Below are 20308 nucleotides of genomic sequence, written 5' to 3' on the forward strand. Positions count from 1 at the left end.
TTTTGGAATCTAAATGTCTACTGAAAAAACAGACTGGTGGGTAGGGCTCTTTGTGTTGCTTGGGGGGGTAGCGCTCGCTTTTTTAGCACTGCGCGCAGCCAATCTCAGCAGCTTTTCCTTTGCACAGACCTACACCCTATCGGCCAACTTCGATAATATCGGCGGACTTAAAGTGAGAGCGCCGGTCAAGAGTGCCGGGGTGGTGGTTGGGCGCGTAGCCTCGATTTCCTTGGATAAGGAAACTTATAAAGCCGTCGTGCGCCTGGATATGGAAAAAGGATTCCTTTTCCCGCTCGACTCGTCGGCGAAAATCCTAACCTCCGGACTGCTCGGTGAACAATATATCGGCCTCGAAGCGGGTGGCGATGATAAGAACCTCGCCAATAACGGTACGATCCAATACACCCAAAGCGCAATTGTTCTGGAAAGCCTGATCAGCCAGTTCCTTTTTAATACTGCTGAAAAGCAAGGCAGTGAGGCACCTCCCGCGCAAGAGACGGGTACGCCCAAACAATAACCATGGCCGCACTCATGAACACACACTCTTTTCACAAGCTTCTGCTGATTGTTTTGCTCGCCGTTCTCGGTGGCTGTGCAACACAACCTGTCAAAACACCGATCGCTGGAGATCCATGGGAGAGCTCCAACCGCGCAATGTTCGAGTTTAACGACACCGTTGACCGCGCGATCTTTCAACCCGTCTCGCGTGCGTATGCTTTTGTCACACCTCAGCCCATTCGCACCTGTATCCACAACATGTTCATGAACCTTGGTGATATCTGGTCCGGTTTAAACTCCTCTCTGCAGGGGCGCCACATTGATGCGATCAACACATTCGGTCGCGTCATGCTGAACACCACGCTCGGACTGGGTGGGTGTCTGGATTTGGCTAGTACAACAGGTGCGAAACGCATTCCAAACGATTTTGGGGTGACCTTGGGGGTCTGGGGAATCAGTTCAGGACCTTATATCGTATTGCCATTAATTGGTGCCAGCACGGTACGGGATGGGACGGGTTTAATTGCGGACGCCTACGTGAATCAAGTCGGCTGGGGTCACATGATCAATGATATCGCAGTGCGTAATTCGCTTTATGGTTTGGAAGTCGTCTCACGCCGGGAAGCACTCCTTGACGTGACAGACACCGTCGATCGTACCGCCTTGGATCGTTATAGCTTTATTCGGGATGCATACCTCAAGCGCCGTGCCGTCCAGGTCAACGGCCCTCTCAGTGATGCTGAAAATTTACCGAACTATGACGATGACGAAGCTGCTCCGGCAGACCGCAAAGCCCTTGGTATTCCTCCTAAAAACTAATGAGAAACAGATCAATGCTCGCCTTTATTGCACGATTTCATCTACTCGTCGCTCTAATGCTGGGTCTCACCACTAGTGTGAGCGCTCAACAAAAACCAAACCCGAATGCCCCCCCAAACGAGTTTGTTCAACAGGTCGCAGACCAAGTTTTAGCCGCACTCAAAAGCGATACGGCTGCACGTTCGGGCGATATCAAACGGATCAATCAAATCGTCGACGAGATGATCTTGCCTTATGTTAATTTTGAAAAAACCACTCGCCTCGCAGCAGGTCGGAACTGGCGCGAAGCCTCGCCCGAGCAAAGGGTGGCACTCAGTAACGCGTTTCGTGGCACACTCGCACGCACGTACAGTGGCGCATTCACGAAAGTCAATGATTCAACCAGTATCAAAACATTGCCTTTCCGAGGTGATGCGAACGCAAATGACGTAGTCGTGAAATCCCAAGTCATGCAGCGTGCCAACTCCCAACCCTTCGCCCTTGACTATCGCCTTGAAAAAACTCCCCAAGGCTGGAAGATTTATGACATCAATGTGGAAAATGTCTGGCTGATCGAGAACTACCGTACACAGTTTACGCAGCAGATCAATCAAAGCGGTATTGACGGACTGATCGCCGCACTTAACCAACGCGCAAAACAATAACCATGTCCGCCGTTTCACTTGAACACGTTTCAAAAGTATTTCCTCCTCGTACCACTGGTTGGCGTGGTTTGTTTACAAAGCCCGAGGGCCCTGGCTTTCAAGCACTTAGTGACGTTTCCCTGACTATTGATCATGGCGAGTTTTTTGGACTGCTTGGACCAAACGGTGCTGGTAAAACAACGCTGATCTCTGTCCTGGCAGGACTGTGCCGTGCCACCTCCGGCCGCGCGAGTGTTTGCGGGCATGATGTGGTCAACGATTACCAGGCAGCCAGACGCTCTCTGGGTGTCGTTCCTCAAGAGCTTGTCTACGATCCCTTCTTTACCGTACGCGAGACACTCCGTATTCAATCGGGCTATTTTGGTTTTCGTAAAAATGATGACTGGATTGACGAGATCCTTGCTCATCTGGGTCTCTCTGACAAAGCAGATGAAAACATGCGCGCCCTTTCCGGGGGCATGAAGCGACGGGTGCTCGTTGCACAGGCTTTGGTACACCGCCCCCCCGTCATCGTACTTGACGAGCCGACTGCGGGTGTGGATGTGGACTTGCGTCGCAGCCTGTGGGAATTCATTTCCCGTCTCAATCGCGAAGGCCACACGATCATGCTAACCACGCACTATCTTGAAGAAGCCGAAGCGCTTTGCGGTCGAATCGCAATGCTCAAAAGAGGGCGTATTGTTGCGCTCGAGTCAACCCAAGCGCTTCTTGCGCGGACTGGCGGCAGTCTTGAGCAAGCCTTCGTCAACATTATGAATACTCCGAGCAACAATGCGCTGGAGACACAACCATGACACGCGCCTTACTCACCGCCCGCCCAGGGGCAGGCTCCGGTTTTCCAACCCTTCTAGGCAAAGAGCTCCTGCGCTTCTGGAAGGTCGGTTTTCAAACGATCGCTGCGCCAGTCATTACCGCCTTGCTTTACTTGGTGATCTTTGCTCAAGTGCTTCAGGATCGCATACAGGTTTACGGCACCGTGCCCTACACCGCCTTCCTCATCCCGGGCCTGATGATGATGAGCATGTTGCAAAACGCCTTCGCCAATCCATCGTCTTCGCTGATTCAAAGCAGGGTGACCGGGAATCTTGTATTTGTTTTGCTGCCACCGATTTCCCATCGGGAATTTTTTAGCGCCTACATGCTGGCGGGTATTTTGCGTGGCATCGCTGTGGGTGGCTGCGTCTGGCTGGTATCTTTGTATTTCGTCCCGCTCGGCATCAAGCAACCGCTCTGGGCATTTGTCTTTGCGGTACTGTCCTGTGGCATCATGGCCATCCTGGGTTTAATCGCAGGACTGACCTCAGAAAAGTTTGATCAGCTCGCGGCGTTCCAAAACTTTCTCATCATGCCTGCGACCTTTTTGTCAGGCGTTTTTTATTCAGTACATACCTTGCCGCCCTTCTGGCAGGCAGTCTCACACTGGAACCCGCTTTTTTATACGATTGACGGTTTTCGCTATGGCTTTTTCGGGGTGGCTGATGTCTCCCCTTGGCATAGCCTGGCGGTAGTAGGCGGCGTGTTCGTTGTGCTCACGATATTCGCGCTGCGCCTGCTCGGGACAGGTTACAAACTCAGAAGCTAATTATTTCAATCAAGGAAAGACCCAAACATGTTGCCCACTCCAGAAGATATCCGCACTTACATTGCTGCTGGGTTACCTTGCGAACATCTTGAAGTCACAGGCGATGGTTCACATTTCGAAGCTGTGATCGTCAGCGCCGCATTTGTAGGCAAACGTCCCATCGCACGGCATCAGCTCGTCTACAGCGTCTTGGGTGACCGAATGAAACAAGAGATTCATGCGCTCTCCATGCGCACATTGACCCCAGAAGAGTTCAACGGAAGCCGCTAAATGGACAAGCTTCGTATCACGGGTGGCCGTACGCTAAACGGTGAAATCAACATATCAGGCGCTAAAAATGCCGCCCTGCCCATCTTGTGCGCGGGGCTGTTGACTGCCGATACTGTCACGCTCACCAATGTACCTAAACTCAATGACATTGCGACCACCCTCAAACTACTTGGACAACTAGGCGTACGCTGTGAACGAGCCAGTGATGACACTGTCAGCATTACAGCCGACCAACTCACCGCACTCGAAGCGCCCTACGAGCTCGTCAAGACCATGCGGGCATCGATACTCGTTCTCGGACCACTACTGGCACGCTTTGGCGAGGCGCGAGTCAGTCTGCCTGGCGGTTGCGCCATTGGCCAGAGACCGGTGGACCAGCATATTCAAGGCCTTGCCGCGCTGGGTGCAGACATCAAGATTGAACACGGTTTTGTGGTCGCAAAAGCCAAAAGACTCAAAGGCGCTGTTGTTCGAACAGACATGGTGACCGTCACGGGTACTGAAAACCTGATGATGGCCGCCGTATTAGCCGAGGGCCAAACCATCCTCGAAAATGCCGCGCGCGAACCAGAAGTCGTGGATCTTGCGGAGCTACTGATAAAAATGGGTGCGCGCATCAAGGGTCATGGTACCGATCGCATCCTAATCGAGGGCGTTCCAAGCCTGCACGGCGCAACCCACGATGTGATCCCGGATCGCATCGAGGCCGGAAGCTTTCTATGTGCAGTCGGTGCAGCGGGAGGTGATATCACCCTGCGACGCGCCGCTCCCGAAACGATGGGTGCCACCCTTTCCAAACTGCAAGAGGCTGGGTTGGCCATCCAGACTGGTGATGACTGGATTCGGGCCAGCATGCGCAAACGACCGAAAGCCGTCGACTTTCGTACGCACGAGTACCCTGGCTTTGCCACCGACATGCAAGCCCAGTTAATGGCGCTCAACACCATTGCCGATGGGACTTCCGTGATCGCTGAAACCATCTTTGAAAACCGTTTCATGCATGTGCAAGAACTTTTACGCTTGGGTGCCAACATCGACATCGATGGTCACACCGCTGTGGTCAGGGGCGTCGAACGTCTGTCGGGTGCAACGGTCATGGCAACAGACTTGCGTGCCTCCGCCAGCCTTGTCATCGCAGGCCTTGCAGCCGAAGGTCAAACAGTGGTTGAACGGATTTATCACCTTGACCGGGGATACGAGCGCATGGAACACAAATTAAGCACCCTTGGTGCTCAAATAGAAAGAATATCCAGTTAAAGGAAAAGTCATGCGCACTGAAGCACCTTCGCGCCCGCTGACCATGGCATTGTCCAAGGGACGTATTTTTGAAGAAACGCTGCCCTTGCTTGAGGCAGCCGGCATCACCGTGAACGAAGATCCGGAAAAGTCTCGCAAACTCATTATCGGCACCAGCGATCCGAATTTGCGTCTGATTATTGTTCGCGCATCGGATGTTCCAACTTATGTGGAATATGGCGCCGCTGACCTTGGCATCGCAGGCAAAGATGTCTTGATCGAACATGCTGCACAGCATCCTGGCGGCCTCTACCAGCCTATTGATTTAAATATCGCCAAATGTCGCCTCGCTGTCGCAGTGCGAAATGGTTTTGATTACCCCGCGGCAGTCAAACAAGGCGCTCGCTTGCGTGTGGCGACGAAATACACTGCAGCAGCCCGTGAACACTTCGCTGCCAAAGGCGTCTACGTCGACTTGATCAAACTCTATGGCTCAATGGAACTTGCCCCACTGGTGGGTCTCGCCGATGCAATCGTTGATCTGGTTTCTACAGGTAACACCTTGAAAGCCAACGACTTAGTTGCCGTCGAAGACATCATGCCTATTTCCTCGAGGCTGGTCGTCAATCGCGCAGCGCTAAAGACGCGTCACGCTGAATTACAGCCTTTACTGGATGCCTTTGAGCGTGCGAGCGCAAGCTCTGTGGCATGATAGTGATCTACCTTTTTAATGACTCCTTCAAAAGAGGGGCTCTTTGATGATGCGCACAATCTCTCGTCTGGACTCACGCGATCCTGAGTTTCAAACAAAACTATCCAAACTGCTGGCTTTCGATGCCGAGCAGGATGATGCGATTGATGCGGCAGCAGCCAGCATCCTACAAAACGTTCGTCGCCAGGGCGATTCGGCTCTGCTTGACTACACGCGTCAGTTCGACAAAGTGGACGCCGACTCAGTTGCCGCTCTTGAGATTCCTCGTCGCGAATGGGAATCGGCACTCGCTAACCTTCCTGTCGCTCAACGCGAAGCCCTGGAGGTCGCTGCGCAGCGGGTCCATGACTACCACCTGCATCAACGTCAAGAAAGCTGGTCCTACACAGAAACGGATGGCACGCGCCTCGGTCAGCAAATCACACCACTCGACCGTGTGGGTTTGTATGTACCGGGAGGTAAAGCCTCATACCCCTCGTCTGTCTTGATGAACGCCATTCCAGCAAAAGTTGCTGGCGTAAGCGAGGTCATCATGGTCACACCGACGCCAGCAGGGCAACGCAACGCCATGGTCTTGGCCGCCGCAGCCATCGCAGGTGTGGACCGCTGTTTTGCCATCGGCGGCGCCCAAGCGGTGGGCGCACTTGCTTACGGCACACAAACCATACCGGCGGTCGACAAAATCGTCGGGCCGGGAAATGCCTATGTTGCCGCCGCTAAACGGCGCGTCTTTGGCACAGTTGGTATCGATATGATTGCAGGACCAAGCGAAATTTTAGTCATTTGCGACGGGAAAACACCTGCTGACTGGATTGCGATGGATCTGTTTTCCCAGGCTGAACACGACGAACTGGCCCAAGCGATTCTTTTGTGCCCTGATGCGGTGTATTTAGACGCTGTGGAGGCCTCAATTGAAAAGCTCCTGCCCACTATGCCGCGCGCTGAGATAATCCGCACCAGCTTGCGTGAGCGTGGCGCGTTGATTTTGGTGACCGATCTGAAAGAAGCCTGTGAAATCAGCAACAACATCGCGCCGGAACACTTGGAGGTGTCTTGTGAACATCCTGAGGAATGGCTACCCTTCTTGCGCCATGCAGGAGCGATTTTTATGGGTCGCCACAGCTCCGAAGCTCTTGGGGATTATTGCGCAGGACCGAACCATGTACTGCCAACTTCGCGCACGGCGAGATTTTCCTCTCCTTTGGGCGTCTACGACTTTCAAAAAAGATCGAGTTTGATCCATGTCTCCGCAGCAGGGGCTCAAACGCTAGGCAAAGTGGCAAACGAACTGGCCCTCGGCGAAGGCCTTCAGGCTCATGCCGCAAGCGCACGCTATCGCTTGACCAACATACAATAGACTTTCCGACGATCCAAGTACATTCGAGTACATGACATGCGTACTGCTGAAATAACCCGCAACACCAACGAGACGCGCATTCGCGTCGCGATCAACCTGGATGGGACAGGCCGCCAGAAGCTCAATACGGGCGTTCCTTTTTTGGATCACATGCTCGACCAAATCGCGCGGCATGGTCTGATCGACCTCGAGGTCCATGCCGAAGGTGATCTGCATATCGATGCGCACCACACGGTAGAAGATGTCGGTATCACGCTTGGCATGGCGATCGCAAAGGCTGTGGGTGACAAAGCCGGTATTCGTCGTTATGGACATGCGTATGTTCCTCTGGACGAAGCCCTATCACGGGTGGTCGTTGACTTTTCTGGTCGACCCGGCTTGCAATTTCATGTCCCTTTTACCCGGGCGCGTGTCGGCGACTTTGATGTCGACCTCACCATCGAATTTTTCCAGGGACTGGTCAACCATGCGCTGCTGACCATGCACATCGACAACTTGCGTGGTGTCAACGCCCATCACCAGTGTGAAACGATTTTTAAAGCAACAGGTCGTGCGCTGCGCATGGCACTCGAACTCGATCCCCGTACCGCGGGAATCGTACCGTCCACTAAAGGCGTGCTGTAAGTCATGACATCAATTGCCATTGTCGATTACGGCATGGGGAACTACCATTCAGTCGAGCGCGCGCTTCGACACGCCGCCCCCGAGGCCAATATTCGCCTCTGCAAACTGGCCGCAGAGATCGATGCGGCAGATCGCGTAGTCTTTCCAGGACAAGGCGCAATGGCCGACTGTATTCGCACACTCGACGAAGCCGGACTGCGCGACTCGGTCTTGCGTGCAGCTGCCTCCAAGCCCTTGCTCGGTGTGTGCGTGGGTGAACAAATGCTGTTTGAGCGGAGCGAGGAGGGCAACACGCCCAGTTTGGGCATTTTCAAAGGCGAAGTACGTCGCTTTAAGGGACCAGCCTTTGATGCCGCCAAACCTGGTGCTGCAGACCATACTGATCGCCTCAAGGTCCCCCATATGGGCTGGAATCCTGTTCATCAAGTGCGCGCGCACAAATTATGGGAAGGCATTCCTGACGCGACCCCTTTTTATTTTGTACACAGCTATTACGCAGTTCCTGCCGACCCCGCATTGACCGTAGGTGAAAGCCATTATGGAGGTCCTTTTACCTGCGCGGTCGCCCAAGACAATATTTTTGCCGTACAGTTTCATCCAGAGAAAAGTGCCGATTATGGTTTGCGACTGTATCGGAATTTTGTAGACTGGCAACCTTAACAACCTGAAAGTGACTGATCACAAAAGACATGCTGCTGATCCCCGCAATTGACCTCAAAGACGGACAATGTGTCAGACTTCGCCAGGGTGACCTGGATGATGCGACCATATTCTCCGAAGACCCCACCGCAATGGCCACGCACTGGCTGGATCTCGGTGCACGCCGCTTGCATCTGGTCGACCTCAACGGAGCTGTCGCCGGCAAACCTAAGAACGAAGCGCTGATCAAAGCGATTGTTGGTGCCGTAGGTGATGATATCCCCGTTCAGATTGGCGGCGGCATTCGCGATCTCGACACCATTGAGCGTTATCTCGACTTTGGTATCTCATACGTCATTATCGGCACGGCTGCTGTCAAGAACCCGGGCTTTTTACACGATGCCTGCGGAGCCTTTCCTGGCAACATCATTGTTGGACTCGATGCCCGAGATGGCAAAGTCGCAACCGATGGTTGGAGCAAGCTCACCAAACACGATGTCAGCGATCTTGCCAAGAAATTCGAAGACTACGGTTGTGAAGCAATCATCTACACAGATATTGGTCGTGACGGCATGTTGTCTGGAGTCAACATCGAAGCCACTGTGCGCTTGGCCCAGCACGTGCGTATTCCGGTGATCGCTTCGGGCGGTGTGACGGATATGCGTGATATTGATGCGCTTTGTGCCGTTGAAGAAGAAGGCATCGAGGGCGCAATTTTAGGTCGCAGCATTTACGAGGGTACGCTTGATTTCGAAGCCGCTCAAAAGCGTGCGGACGAACTTGCGCCATGATGGCAAACCAAACGCCCACTTCATATAGCGAGCTCACACGTCGAATCATCCCCTGTCTGGATGTGACCGCTGGGCGCGTTGTCAAGGGCGTGAACTTCGTTCAATTAGTCGATGCCGGCGATCCTGTTGAGATCGCCCGTCGCTATAACGAGCAGGGCGCGGACGAACTGACCTTTCTGGACATTACTGCTACCAGCGATGGTCGCGACCTGATCCTCCCCATCATCGAACAAGTTGCCTCGCAAGTTTTTATCCCCTTGACGGTGGGCGGAGGCGTGCGTCAAGTCAGCGATATCCAACGCTTGCTCAGCGCTGGTGCCGACAAAATATCAATGAATAGTGCCGCAGTCGCCAACCCTGATCTCGTCCGGGCGGCTTCCGACTATCACGGGTCGCAATGTATTGTGGTGGCCATTGACGCCAGGCGCGTGGCTGACAGTGAAACGCCCCGGTGGGAGGTCTTCACACATGGTGGACGTCGTGGCACGGGTATCGATGCTGTGGCATGGGCACGCAAAATGGCTGAATACGGCGCTGGTGAAATCCTACTGACCAGCATGGATAGGGATGGGACCAAATCGGGTTTCGACCTGGAGCTGACCCGTCAAGTCTCAGACGCCGTACCCGTTCCTGTCATCGCCTCTGGTGGTGTGGGTAATCTTCAACATTTGGCTGATGGTGTCACGCTCGGTGGCGCCAGTGCCGTGTTAGCCGCCAGTATTTTTCACTACGGTGAATACACCGTTGGACAAGCCAAAGCATTTATGGCGAGTCAGGGCATTCCCGTCAGGATCTGATGAAATGAATAGCCCTCAATTACCTGCTTGGTTGCGTGATGTGAATTTTGATGCGCAAGGGCTGATTCCCGCCATTTCCCAAGACGCCGAAACCGGTCAGATTTTGATGGTTGCGTGGATGAACGCCGAATCTCTTGCCGAGACGGTATCGACGGGCCGTGCCGTATTTTGGTCACGCTCGCGCAGCCGTCTCTGGCGCAAAGGTGAAGAGTCCGGCCACGTTCAACGTGTTTTAGAGCTTCGTCTAGATTGCGATGGCGATGTCTTGCTCCTTAAAGTTGAACAAATCGGGGCCATCGCCTGTCATACTGGTCGTGCAAGTTGTTTCTACCGCAGACTAGATTCTGTGGCCAGTGCTGGCGCAGCGCCCAGCTCACAGTGGGTCGTTGTTGATCCTGTTCTCAAAGACCCCGAGCTCATTTATAAATGAATACAAACACCCCGACCCCTGACGCTTCAGAAACCGTGCTTGCCCGCATCGCAGACCTGCTTGAAACCCGTCTGCCAAGCCGCGGAGGGGATCCCGCATCGTCTTATGTTGCCAAGCTCTTCTCCAAGGGCCCGGACGCGGCACTTAAAAAAATCGGCGAAGAAGCCACCGAACTTGTGATGGCCGCCAAAGACCAGAAGCCCGAGCGCATTGTGTCCGAAATGGCCGATCTCTGGTTTCACTGCTTGGTCGTGTTGACTGAAAACGGGCTACGGCCAGAGCAAGTCGTGGCAGAATTAGCGCGTCGTGAAGGCGTCTCCGGATTGCAGGAAAAAGCTTCGCGTTTGAAAACCCCTTAAAGGATCCAAAGATTCTATGAGTGAACATTGCATCTTTTGCAAGATTGTACGGGGCGAATTGCCAGCAAAGATCGTCTATGAGGATGAGGATTGCATGGTTTTCCATGACATCAAACCTGCTGCGCCTGTGCATTTATTAATGATTCCCAAAAAACATATTGTCTCAATGCAAGAGATTAATCCCGAAGATGCCGTTTGGTTAGGTAGAATGCTATCAAAGGTGCCTCAAATCGCACTCGACAACGGTTGTAATCCTGGTCCATCCGGTGGCTTTCGTCTGATGACCAACTCTGGTGTCGAGGGTGGTCAAGAGGTCTTGCACCTTCATTTTCATATTTATGGTGGGAGCCGACCCTGGAAGGGGCCTGCACCTACTGTGGCCTGATTCGGAGAACCGTCATGGGCGCATTTAGCATTTGGCATTGGTTAATTGTTCTTGTCATCGTCGCATTAGTATTCGGCACGAAAAAGATTCGTAATATCGGCGCGGATCTAGGTGGCGCAGTCAAGGGCTTCAAGGACGGGATGAAAGATCCCAACGCAAAGGAAGCGGACGCTACGACGACTGCCTCCGAGGCGGCCCCCACGCAACGTGTCGCATCAAACGAAACCGTTGATGTTCAGGCCAAAGAGAAGTCCAGCACACATTGAGCGCTTTTTCTGGCTTCCCCTTAGCTGAGACCCTCTGGCCCTGCGAGCAACATGTTTGATATCAGTTTCACAGAACTGCTTGTGATCGGCGTGATCGCGCTTGTAGTGATTGGCCCTGAACGCTTGCCAAAGGTTGCGCGTACGATCGGCCATCTGGTCGGGCGGGCGCAGCGTTATGTCAGTGATGTCAAAACGGATATCCAGCGTGAAGTTGAGCTCGATGAGTTGCGCAAACTCAAAGATCAGATGCAGGATGCCGCACAAAGCGTCAAATCAAGTCTGCAAAATACAGAGACTGCGATGCGTGAACCCCTCGAAGCTTTCGAGCAGTCTACGATGGCAACGATCAACGAGCTCAAAGCCCCGCTTGGAACTCCCGATATTGGTGTCACGCCAGCCGTCTCTGCGCAAACGCCTGCCATTGCGGCCGCCCAAGCTTCGGTGGCTCAACCACCTACTCAGCTTGAAATCGATGCGCTTCGTCCTGCCGCGCACGATACGGTCGCCCCAGTCACGGTCGCAGCCAACCCAGAGACTACGCCCGGATCAAAATCTTGAGCACTGAAGACAAATCACACGAAACCACTCAAGGTGGCGAAAGCTTTATGTCGCACCTTGTTGAGTTGCGCAGCCGGCTATTACGAGCGGTTGGCACCATGCTTGTCGTCTTCATTGCATTATTCATCTACCCAGGTGCTTCCGCGATTTATGACATGCTAGCCGCACCAATGCTTGCCTCGCTACCCGATGGCACGCGCATGATTGCGACAGGCGTCATTACGCCTTTCATGGTGCCCGTCAAAGTCACCATGATGGCGGCTTTCGTCTTATCTCTTCCCGTTGTGTTGTATCAAGTTTGGGCATTTGTTGCGCCAGGCTTATACCGACACGAGCAGCGATTGGCGCTGCCACTGATCGTTTCAAGCTCGCTGCTGTTTTTGTTGGGTATGGCTTTTTGTTATTTTGTCGTCTTCAAAACAGTGTTTAGTTTCATCGCATCGTTTGCGCCGGAATCAATCACACCGGCACCAGATATCGAGGCTTATCTGGGATTTGTGATGACAATGTTCTTAGCCTTCGGTATTACTTTCGAGGTCCCTGTCGCTGTTATTTTGCTAGTCAGAATGGGGATTGTGACGGTTGCCCAACTTCAGCAGTCCCGCGGCTATGTAATTGTCGGTGCATTTATCATTGCGGCAGTGGTGACCCCTCCCGATGTCGTCAGTCAGTTCCTGCTCGCCGTCCCGCTATGCGTGCTCTATGAGGTCGGCATTTTGTTGGCTAGAGGCATCAAAGCGCGCACCGAGACACCCGAATCAGAAGCGCCCGATTCCACAAAATGAAATTGCACAAAATACGTTATTTTCAGCAAAGTTACCTTATATAGACCATAAAGCGTACTCTTTAGTCCGTTTTTGTAATATTTATATTCTTTAATACCATTTCCACTTAATTTAACTTACTATAAAAATCTTGTGTATGTAAGTGGAAAGGTATATCTTTTGGCGTTTTCAAAATAAACATTAAGGTCTTTCGGGTTTTTACAGTTGTCGACTCGACTTTTTGTTTCTATATTCAAGCCGCAAGAACTCAATAGGGACCATCGTGCTCGCTCACCGTCTCAAACAAGCCCGCCTTCGCGCAGGCCTCTCGCAAGAAAAACTCGGCAAATTGGCCGGGATCGATCCTATGTCCGCCAGTGCGCGGATGAATCAGTACGAGCGTGGCAAGCACGCCCCAGACTACCAGCTCATGTGCCGCGTCGCAGAGATCCTGAAAATGCCCGTCAGTTGGTTTTATACCGCCAACGATGAGGAAGCGCGACTCCAGGAAATCTTTCATCACTTGCAACCCTCGATTCGCGGCCCTTTGCTGACTCAGGCGGAAAACCTGTTTGTGGCACATCCAACCGATACTGGCACACCCGAAGCTGGTGCTCCTGAGCAGCAATTGTCGGCCGAGTAAATCTAGCGCGGTCGAACTGGACGCTGTCCCAGCGTAACATTTAAGGTTTGCGTGCGTCCTGAACGATAAATTTTCAGAGTCGCACGCGAATCAGGCGATTTCGCTGCAATCGCCGCCATCAATCGAGCCGTGCTCACCACAGGCTCACCATCAAACGATTGAATAATGTCACCGATGCGAAGGCCTCCCTTTGCACCGGGTCCTTCTCGCATCATGCTGGCAACAATGACCCCTTCAGGCCGCTCCAGTTTGAAGGCTTTTGCCAAATCAGGCGTAACGTCCTGCGTTTCTATGCCCAACCAGCCACGTCTGACAAATCCATCCTTGATAATTTGGAGAAGCACCTTTTGCGCCGCTTCAGCGGGTATCGCAAAGCCGATCCCAAGCGACCCGCCGGACTTTGAGTAAATCGCCGTATTGATCCCGATCAACCGTCCAAGGGTGTCGATCAGTGCGCCACCCGAATTGCCCGGATTAATGGCTGCATCCGTTTGAATGAAGTTTTCATAGGTATTGATACCAAGCCCGCCCCGCCCCAAGGCAGACACCACGCCCATTGTGACTGTCTGTCCGACACCGAACGGGTTGCCAATTGCCAGCACCACGTCACCGACGCGCGGCAGACTGGACACATCAAAAGGCAGCACGGGTAAATCTGCGAGTGGGATCTTCAACACAGCGAGATCGGACTCCGGATCAATGCCAATGATCTTTGCTGCGGATTGGCGCCCATCCCTCAAGGCCACCACAATCTCGTCTGCCTCTTCGACAACATGGAAATTGGTCACCACATGCCCATTGGCTGAAACAATGACACCCGAGCCAAGGTTGGTCGACTGCTGCTGTTGGCGAAAGCCAGGCATTTGCTCAAAAAAATGCCTCAGCAACGGATCCGGAGGAAACGGCAAACGTGAAACTTCAACACGTTTGGTTGTATATATATTGACCACAGCAGGGGCGGCACGCGCCACCGCATCCGCATAGGAACCGGGTGCCTGGGACTGGGAGACGGAAGGTTGCGCAATCACACCAGGGTTCGTTGAAAGAGGTGGTGTCGGTGCGGCAACACGCTTTGACTCCAGTCGATCTGGACGTATCGCCGTATTTTCTGTCCCTAAGTTTTGCAGCCACTCTGGGCGTAAAGTCACCACCACGAATAAAATCGCTAAACAAACCGTGACTGTCTGAGCGAAAACGAGCCAAATTCGACGCATCTTGTTACCAGGAAAATATGAAATCCATCCCAACCCGTGAACTGTGCGTGTGGCTTGATACCACACTCAATTCTGCCGCTTTTAGTGACTACTGCCCAAACGGCTTACAAGTCGAAGGCAAGTCCACAGTCTCCCATATTATCGCGGGCGTGACAGCTAGTCAGGCGCTGATTGATGTGGCGAGCGAGCGAGGCGCGGACGCTATTCTCGTTCATCACGGATGGTTCTGGAAGGGCGAGGACTCTAGAGTACGAGGCACGCGAAAAACCAGACTGGCCAGCCTGCTCGCCCGTGACATCAACCTCATTGCTTACCATTTGCCTTTGGACGCGCACCCTGAGCTCGGCAATAACGCACAGCTTGCACGCATGCTCGGACTGATCCCATCGACGCAGAAAGCAGGTCCCGGAGGGTTGATCTGGCTGGGTGAAATGTCTGGAGCCTCTACATTGGGAGAGGTTGCGGCCAAGGTCGAGCGAGTACTTGGACGCACCCCTCAAATCGTTGGGGATGCTGCCATGTCCGCACAAAGGGTGGCATGGTGCACAGGTGCTGCGCAAAGTATGTTTGGTGACGCCATCGACGCAGGTGCCCAGATTTTTATCACTGGAGAGATCTCCGAACCCACTGTGCACTTAGCTCGGGAAGCGAGTGTCGGTTTTATTGGAGCAGGCCACCATGCGACTGAGCGTTACGGCGTTCAAGCCCTGGGTGCCGCGATTCGTGAAGAGTTTGGCATCAAGGTTGAATTTGTCGACATAGACAATCCCGTTTGATCGTTCAAACACTTGGCTCCGCCGCCCTGGATAAACCAATCATGGCGACGGCCCTGTCAACTCACACGCATCGTGTTGACTATTTCTTTAAAGAGTCGCGAATTTCGCGTAAAAGCAATACATCCTCGGGGGTGGCTGGTGGTGCTTTTTCAGCTTCCAGATCCATTTTGCTACGTGCCTTGTTGATGGCTTTGACCATCCAGAAAATCACAAATGCCAACAAAATAAAGTTGATCACAATCGTGACAAAATTACCCCAGGCAAAAACGGTTGCACCGGCTTTAGTCAAATCCGCATAGGTTTCAGGTCCAGTATAGTTTTCCGGACGTGACAGCACGAAAAATTTGTTGCTAAAGTCCATCGCACCGCCAACCATAAAGTTCACAACCGGCATGACGATATCTTTGACCAATGAGTCAACGATTTTGCTGAAGGCAGCGCCCACAATCACGCCGATTGCGAGGTCAACAACATTACCCCTTACCGCAAAAGCTCGAAATTCCTTTAAAAATCCACGTGCTTGACTCATTTCTTGATTCCCCTGATGGAAGTGTGTTCTTGGTGGGGCTATAATAAGAGGTTAGGAAATTTGTAACAAGTTTGGTGTGAACCAGTCTGCAACGCGAGCGCTCGGCCGCGTTGGCTGCAATAAGGATAGGAAGATGAGTCAGGATTCGATTGTGCATGATGACGAAGGCGCGGTTCCCCCAACCCTGCCCTCCGACCCCTCGCGCCGCTTCTGGATCGGCACAACCTGTGCTGTGGGTGGTGTCGCCGGAGCCGCTTTAGCTGTTCCTTTCGTAAGCACGTTTGCCCCTTCAGAAAAGGCTCGCGCTGCGGGTGCTCCTGTTGAAGTCGACATCAGCACCATCCCCGTAGGCGAAATGCGCACCGTCGAGTGGCGCGGCAAGCCTGTCTGGGTGATTCACCGCTCCAAAGAGCAATTGGCCACACTCAAAGGCAACGATCCTTTTCTCGCCGACCCCAACTCCGACCGCCCAGGCGTCACACCGCCTTACGCCAAGAATGAATGGCGCTCACGCAAGCCTGATATGTTTGTAACGGTCGGCATCTGCACACACTTGGGTTGCGCACCGACTCCCAAGTTTCAAACGGGTCCACAGCCCAGCCTCCCCAACGACTGGGATGGTGGCTTCCTGTGCCCTTGCCACGGGTCGACTTTCGACATGGCCGGTCGTGTTTACAAAAACAAACCTGCGCCTGATAACCTCGAAGTCCCTCCCTACCAGTACCTGAGCGACACCAAAATCATTATCGGTGTTGACGAAAACAACAAGGCCTAATCGGCCTTTGATTAACACCGCACATCGCGACACTGATTAAAGTAAAGGAGCCGTTTCATGGCTGGCGAAAAATCCGTCGAAACGACCGGACTGCTAGGATGGATAGACCGTCGCTTTCCGCTGACGTCTAGCTACAAAGCGCATTTGTCCGAGTACTACGCACCCAAAAATTTTAATTTTTGGTATTTCTTTGGTTCACTCTCTCTGCTAGTGCTCGTGCTGCAGATCGTGACGGGTATTTTCCTCGTCATGCACTACAAGCCCGATGCGCAATACGCCTTCCAGTCCGTTGAATACATCATGCGCGAAGTGCCAGGTGGATGGTTTATCCGCTATATGCACTCCACCGGTGCATCGATGTTCTTTATCGTGGTCTACCTCCACATGACACGCGCACTGATTTACGGCTCATACCGCAAGCCTCGCGAGCTCGTCTGGATTTTCGGCGTCGGCATCTTCCTGTGCTTGATGGCTGAAGCGTTTTTTGGCTACCTCCTGCCTTGGGGCCAGATGTCATTCTGGGGTGCACAGGTGATTGTGAACCTGTTCTCAGCTATTCCCTTTATCGGCCCCGAGCTCTCCATCTGGATTCGTGGCGACTACGTGGTCTCTGACGCAACGCTCAACCGCTTTTTTGCTTTCCACGTGATTGCGATTCCCCTGGTTCTGTTGGGATTGGTCGCAGCACACGTCATCGCCCTGCATGAGGTTGGTTCAAACAACCCTGATGGCGTCGACATCAAAGCCAAAAAAGATAAACACGGTCGCCCATTGGATGGTATCCCTTTCCATCCTTTCTACACCGTTCATGACATTTTGGGTGTGGCTGGTTTCTTCATCATCTTCATGGCGATTATTTTCTTTGCCCCTGAGATGGGAGGCTACTTCCTGGAGTTCAACAACTTCTTACCCGCCGATCCGCTGAAAACCCCGCTTCATATCGCTCCTGTCTGGTATTTCACGCCGTTCTACTCCATGCTGCGTGCCACGACTGATGACTTTACGTGGGTGTTGGCAGGTTCTGCCGTTTTGGCCGCGATCGTGATGTTCTTCAAGACCAAGGGTCTAGCCAAGCTCATCGTTCCTGTTGTGTTGATCATCGTTGCCGTCCTGTTGCGCGCGATCGACGCCAAGTTCTGGGGCGTGGTAGCAATGGGCGGCGCTGTCGTTCTGTTGTTCTTCCTGCCCTGGCTTGACTACAGCCCTGTAAAGTCCATTCGTTATCGTCCAGGCTGGCACAAGGTCCTGTACGGCATTTTCTTCGTGAACTTTATTGTGCTTGGCTACCTTGGTACGCAAGCGCCTACAGACGTCTTTAACTTGATGTCACAGATTGGTACGCTGATCTATCTGGCATTTTTCTTGTTGATGCCTGTCTGGAGTCGCCTTGGAACATTTAAACCGGTCCCCGACCGTGTTACGTTCCACGCACATTGAGCTTAAACTTTAATTACGGAATGACCATGATCAAGAAGCTGCTTTGTGCTCTTGCCCTAGTGATCACATGCACCGGCGCAAACGCTGCAGGCGGGGATTTCCCGCTTGAGCGCGCGCCCAACCGCATCAACGATGTTGCTTCGCTCCAAAATGGCGCCAAGCTGTTTGTGAACTACTGTCTCAACTGTCACAGCGCCTCCGCCATGCGCTACAACAAGCTCAAGGATATTGGTCTGACAGACCAGCAAATCCGTGAAAGCCTGTTGTTCACTGGCGAAAAAGTTGGTGATCTGATGATGGGTTCGGTATCGGTCAAAGACGGAAAAGCATGGTTTGGCGCCGCCCCGCCAGACTTGTCTTTGATGGCTCGCGCCAAGTCTATCAACGCTGGGCCGACAGGTTCTGATTACATCTACACTTACTTGCGCACCTACTACCGCGATACCAGCAAGATTACAGGCTGGGACAACTTGGCTTTCCCAAGTTCCGGTATGCCTCACGTCCTTTGGGAGCGTCAGGGTCCACGTGAAATGACTGTCATCACCACGCAAAAAGCCGCCGCGAAGGATGGTAAACCAGCAGGTTGGGAACGCATCATGACAACCTATGACTCAGCCGGTTACGTCACGTCTAAAGTTGAGCCACTCGCAAACTACACTGGCAAACCAACGGTCGAGCATAAGTTCAAGTCTCTCGATCCTCAGCGCGCTGCTGCCTATGACCGCGACATGGCCGACCTGACTGGCTTTATGACCTGGATGTCCGAGCCGATTCAGCAAAAGCGCAAGCAAATTGGCGTTTGGGTGCTCTTGTTCCTCGGTATCTTTTTTGTCATTGCGTGGCGCTTGAACGCATCGTTCTGGAAACACGTCAAGTAAGTTGTTTTATTGGGGCCAGCGTCTGCTCGACGTAGACGCTGGCTTTTTGCTTTTTTTATCCGCTTTTATTTTTTAGGACGGAAATCCATCATGATGGTCCTCTACTCCGGAACCACTTGCCCTTTCTCACATCGCTGCCGCTTTGTGTTGTTCGAGAAGGGCATGGATTTTGAAATCCGTGACATCGACTTGTACAACAAGCCCGAAGACATCTCTGTCATGAATCCTTATGGTCAAGTGCCAATTTTGGTTGAACGTGATCTGATTCTGTATGAGTCAAACATCATCAACGAATATATTGATGAAAGATTTCCTCATCCTCAGTTGATGCCCGCTGATCCAGTCATGCGTGCGCGCACGCGTCTGTTTCTTTACAACTTTGAGAAAGAACTCTTCATCCATGTTGCTGCGCTCGAAGACCGCTCGATTCGTGGTGATGAGAAGCGTTTGAATATCGCTCGTGCGGCCGTGCGCGACCGTTTGTCACAACTCGCACCTTTGCTTCTCAAAAACAAATACATGTTGGGTGAGGAGTTCTCCATGCTAGATGTTGCCATGGCCCCACTTTTGTGGCGTCTGGACCACTACGGTATCGAGCTTCCCAAAACTGCCGCCCCCATTCAAAAGTACGGCGAAAGAATTTTTTCCCGTCCTGCCTATATCGAGGCGCTCACACCTTCTGAAAAGGTGATGCGTCGCTAATGACGGATAATCCTCATGGCTGAAACATCGACTAAACCATACATGCTTCGTGCGTTGCACGAATGGTGTACGGATAATGGCTACACCCCACAGATTGTTGTGCAGGTCGATGCCAACACTCTGGTGCCACCTGCTCATGTTCGCGATGGGCAAATCACGCTGAATATCGGGGCGCTTGCAACAAATCGCTTAGTGATTGGCAACGAAGCAATTGAGTTTCAGGCGCGCTTTGGTGGTGTCACTGAAAATATCTACGTGCCAATTGGTGCTGTCACTGCGATCTTTGCCCGCGAAACGGGAGCAGGTATGGGTTTCGAAGCACAACCCTCTGATTCTATCGATTCAAAGAACGACGACCATACGGCCGCTGAAACACCTGCAACTCTAGCGCCTGATGATGATGGTTCAAAACCGCCAGAAAACAAGCGTCCAAAACTTTCTATCGTCAAATAAGCGATATCTCAAGTGTGATGGCCACAAATCATTTATAATTCTGTCCGTTGTATAAGTTTTAAGCTCTAGAGTTGGTTTGCCGGAGTAGCTCAGTTGGTAGAGCAGCTCACTTGTAATGAGAAGGTCGAGGGTTCGATTCCTTTCTCCGGCACCACAAATTTAAAAAGCTG

28 protein-coding genes and 1 tRNA gene are annotated in these 20308 nt (G+C 52.7%); 27 read left to right on the plus strand and 2 right to left on the minus strand.

All coding sequences use genetic code 11. The features are described 5' to 3' along the window. The first annotated feature begins 13 nt into the window (after positions 1 to 13). The 20 genes from mlaD to QWY27_RS09360 all read left to right on the plus strand — a co-directional run bounded on the left by mlaD (position 14) and on the right by QWY27_RS09360 (position 13374). Positions 14 to 517, plus strand: coding sequence for an outer membrane lipid asymmetry maintenance protein MlaD (gene mlaD / locus QWY27_RS09265; protein ID WP_290196963.1), 504 nt, complete (start codon positions 14 to 16; stop codon positions 515 to 517). A gap of 14 nt (positions 518 to 531) precedes the next feature. Next, positions 532 to 1317, plus strand: a complete 786-nt coding sequence (locus QWY27_RS09270; protein ID WP_290196965.1) for an MlaA family lipoprotein — start codon at positions 532 to 534, stop codon at positions 1315 to 1317. A 14-nt stretch (positions 1318 to 1331) separates the two neighbouring features. Beyond that, positions 1332 to 1961, plus strand: a complete 630-nt coding sequence (locus QWY27_RS09275) for an MlaC/ttg2D family ABC transporter substrate-binding protein (RefSeq protein WP_435433472.1) — start codon at positions 1332 to 1334, stop codon at positions 1959 to 1961. A gap of 2 nt (positions 1962 to 1963) precedes the next feature. After that, complete coding sequence (locus tag QWY27_RS09280) at positions 1964 to 2755, plus strand: ABC transporter ATP-binding protein (protein WP_290196967.1); 792 nt, start codon at positions 1964 to 1966, stop codon at positions 2753 to 2755. Next, positions 2752 to 3543: an ABC transporter permease gene (locus QWY27_RS09285; RefSeq protein WP_290196969.1), complete on the plus strand. Its 792-nt coding sequence runs from the start codon at positions 2752 to 2754 to the stop codon at positions 3541 to 3543. The genes QWY27_RS09280 and QWY27_RS09285 overlap by 4 nt, the downstream gene beginning before the upstream one ends. Positions 3544 to 3570: 27 nt before the next feature. Further along, positions 3571 to 3813, plus strand: a complete 243-nt coding sequence (locus QWY27_RS09290; RefSeq protein ID WP_290196970.1) for a BolA family protein — start codon at positions 3571 to 3573, stop codon at positions 3811 to 3813. Then, positions 3814 to 5070: a UDP-N-acetylglucosamine 1-carboxyvinyltransferase gene (gene murA / locus QWY27_RS09295; protein ID WP_290196973.1), complete on the plus strand. Its 1257-nt coding sequence runs from the start codon at positions 3814 to 3816 to the stop codon at positions 5068 to 5070. Positions 5071 to 5080: 10 nt separating this feature from the next. Further along, positions 5081 to 5761, plus strand: coding sequence for an ATP phosphoribosyltransferase (hisG, locus tag QWY27_RS09300; protein ID WP_290196975.1), 681 nt, complete (start codon positions 5081 to 5083; stop codon positions 5759 to 5761). Positions 5762 to 5810: 49 nt separating this feature from the next. Beyond that, positions 5811 to 7118 (plus strand): histidinol dehydrogenase, encoded by a 1308-nt coding sequence (gene hisD, locus QWY27_RS09305; protein WP_290197135.1) that lies wholly within the window; start codon positions 5811 to 5813, stop codon positions 7116 to 7118. Positions 7119 to 7154: 36 nt separating this feature from the next. After that, the gene (gene hisB / locus QWY27_RS09310; RefSeq protein WP_290196976.1) at positions 7155 to 7742 is read left to right on the plus strand and encodes an imidazoleglycerol-phosphate dehydratase HisB; all 588 of its coding nucleotides are present in this window, start codon (positions 7155 to 7157) and stop codon (positions 7740 to 7742) included. A gap of 3 nt (positions 7743 to 7745) precedes the next feature. Then, entirely contained in the window at positions 7746 to 8402 is a 657-nt protein-coding gene (gene hisH / locus QWY27_RS09315) for an imidazole glycerol phosphate synthase subunit HisH (RefSeq protein ID WP_290196978.1), read from the plus strand. 29 nt (positions 8403 to 8431) lie between these two features. Then, positions 8432 to 9172 carry a 1-(5-phosphoribosyl)-5-[(5-phosphoribosylamino)methylideneamino]imidazole-4-carboxamide isomerase gene (gene hisA / locus QWY27_RS09320; protein WP_290196980.1) on the plus strand — a complete coding sequence of 247 codons (741 nt, stop codon included), beginning with the start codon at positions 8432 to 8434 and terminating at the stop codon, positions 9170 to 9172. Further along, on the plus strand, positions 9169 to 9969 hold the full coding sequence (hisF, locus tag QWY27_RS09325; protein WP_290196982.1) for an imidazole glycerol phosphate synthase subunit HisF: 801 nt from the start codon (positions 9169 to 9171) through the stop codon (positions 9967 to 9969). The genes hisA and hisF overlap by 4 nt, the downstream gene beginning before the upstream one ends. A gap of 4 nt (positions 9970 to 9973) precedes the next feature. Further along, the gene (gene hisI / locus QWY27_RS09330; protein ID WP_290196983.1) at positions 9974 to 10399 is read left to right on the plus strand and encodes a phosphoribosyl-AMP cyclohydrolase; all 426 of its coding nucleotides are present in this window, start codon (positions 9974 to 9976) and stop codon (positions 10397 to 10399) included. Further along, positions 10396 to 10758: a phosphoribosyl-ATP diphosphatase gene (locus QWY27_RS09335; protein WP_290196986.1), complete on the plus strand. Its 363-nt coding sequence runs from the start codon at positions 10396 to 10398 to the stop codon at positions 10756 to 10758. Before hisI ends, QWY27_RS09335 begins: the two co-directional genes overlap by 4 nt. Positions 10759 to 10774: 16 nt before the next feature. Then, positions 10775 to 11143: a histidine triad nucleotide-binding protein gene (locus tag QWY27_RS09340; RefSeq protein ID WP_290196988.1), complete on the plus strand. Its 369-nt coding sequence runs from the start codon at positions 10775 to 10777 to the stop codon at positions 11141 to 11143. 14 nt (positions 11144 to 11157) lie between these two features. Further along, the gene (gene tatA / locus QWY27_RS09345) at positions 11158 to 11409 is read left to right on the plus strand and encodes a Sec-independent protein translocase subunit TatA (protein WP_290196990.1); all 252 of its coding nucleotides are present in this window, start codon (positions 11158 to 11160) and stop codon (positions 11407 to 11409) included. A 51-nt stretch (positions 11410 to 11460) separates the two neighbouring features. Further along, positions 11461 to 11967 carry a Sec-independent protein translocase protein TatB gene (gene tatB / locus QWY27_RS09350; RefSeq protein ID WP_290196992.1) on the plus strand — a complete coding sequence of 169 codons (507 nt, stop codon included), beginning with the start codon at positions 11461 to 11463 and terminating at the stop codon, positions 11965 to 11967. Between the two features lie 47 nt (positions 11968 to 12014). Beyond that, a complete protein-coding gene (gene tatC, locus QWY27_RS09355) occupies positions 12015 to 12752 on the plus strand; it encodes a twin-arginine translocase subunit TatC (RefSeq protein ID WP_290197137.1) in 738 nt (245 codons plus the stop codon). A 262-nt stretch (positions 12753 to 13014) separates the two neighbouring features. Then, positions 13015 to 13374, plus strand: a complete 360-nt coding sequence (locus QWY27_RS09360; protein WP_290196994.1) for a helix-turn-helix domain-containing protein — start codon at positions 13015 to 13017, stop codon at positions 13372 to 13374. Between the two features lie 2 nt (positions 13375 to 13376). Here the strand turns inward: QWY27_RS09360 and QWY27_RS09365 are convergent, their stop codons facing one another. Next, positions 13377 to 14588, minus strand: coding sequence for a S1C family serine protease (locus QWY27_RS09365; RefSeq protein ID WP_290196996.1), 1212 nt, complete (start codon positions 14586 to 14588; stop codon positions 13377 to 13379). A 17-nt stretch (positions 14589 to 14605) separates the two neighbouring features. Here QWY27_RS09365 and QWY27_RS09370 point away from each other — a divergent pair, with 17 nt between their 5' ends. After that, the gene (locus tag QWY27_RS09370) at positions 14606 to 15364 is read left to right on the plus strand and encodes a Nif3-like dinuclear metal center hexameric protein (protein WP_290196998.1); all 759 of its coding nucleotides are present in this window, start codon (positions 14606 to 14608) and stop codon (positions 15362 to 15364) included. Positions 15365 to 15443: 79 nt separating this feature from the next. Here QWY27_RS09370 and mscL read toward each other — a convergent pair whose 3' ends face one another. Further along, entirely contained in the window at positions 15444 to 15893 is a 450-nt protein-coding gene (mscL, locus tag QWY27_RS09375; RefSeq protein WP_290196999.1) for a large conductance mechanosensitive channel protein MscL, read from the minus strand. Between the two features lie 133 nt (positions 15894 to 16026). Here mscL and petA point away from each other — a divergent pair, with 133 nt between their 5' ends. The 6 genes from petA (at position 16027) to QWY27_RS09405 (ending at position 20292) form a co-directional block, all read left to right on the plus strand. Continuing rightward, positions 16027 to 16668, plus strand: a complete 642-nt coding sequence (petA, locus tag QWY27_RS09380) for a ubiquinol-cytochrome c reductase iron-sulfur subunit (RefSeq protein WP_290197001.1) — start codon at positions 16027 to 16029, stop codon at positions 16666 to 16668. A 57-nt stretch (positions 16669 to 16725) separates the two neighbouring features. Next, positions 16726 to 18105, plus strand: a complete 1380-nt coding sequence (locus tag QWY27_RS09385) for a cytochrome b (protein ID WP_290197003.1) — start codon at positions 16726 to 16728, stop codon at positions 18103 to 18105. A 20-nt stretch (positions 18106 to 18125) separates the two neighbouring features. Continuing rightward, complete coding sequence (locus QWY27_RS09390) at positions 18126 to 18983, plus strand: cytochrome c1 (protein WP_290197005.1); 858 nt, start codon at positions 18126 to 18128, stop codon at positions 18981 to 18983. A 90-nt stretch (positions 18984 to 19073) separates the two neighbouring features. Then, the gene (locus QWY27_RS09395) at positions 19074 to 19685 is read left to right on the plus strand and encodes a glutathione S-transferase N-terminal domain-containing protein (RefSeq protein ID WP_290197006.1); all 612 of its coding nucleotides are present in this window, start codon (positions 19074 to 19076) and stop codon (positions 19683 to 19685) included. Positions 19686 to 19700: 15 nt separating this feature from the next. Beyond that, complete coding sequence (locus QWY27_RS09400) at positions 19701 to 20138, plus strand: ClpXP protease specificity-enhancing factor (RefSeq protein WP_290197008.1); 438 nt, start codon at positions 19701 to 19703, stop codon at positions 20136 to 20138. A gap of 78 nt (positions 20139 to 20216) precedes the next feature. Further along, positions 20217 to 20292 (plus strand) — tRNA-Thr (locus QWY27_RS09405). The last annotated feature ends 16 nt before the right edge of the window (positions 20293 to 20308 follow it).

Origin of the sequence: Zwartia vadi (assembly GCF_030410375.1) — a bacterium.
GTDB classification, from domain to species: domain Bacteria; phylum Pseudomonadota; class Gammaproteobacteria; order Burkholderiales; family Burkholderiaceae_B; genus Zwartia; species Zwartia vadi.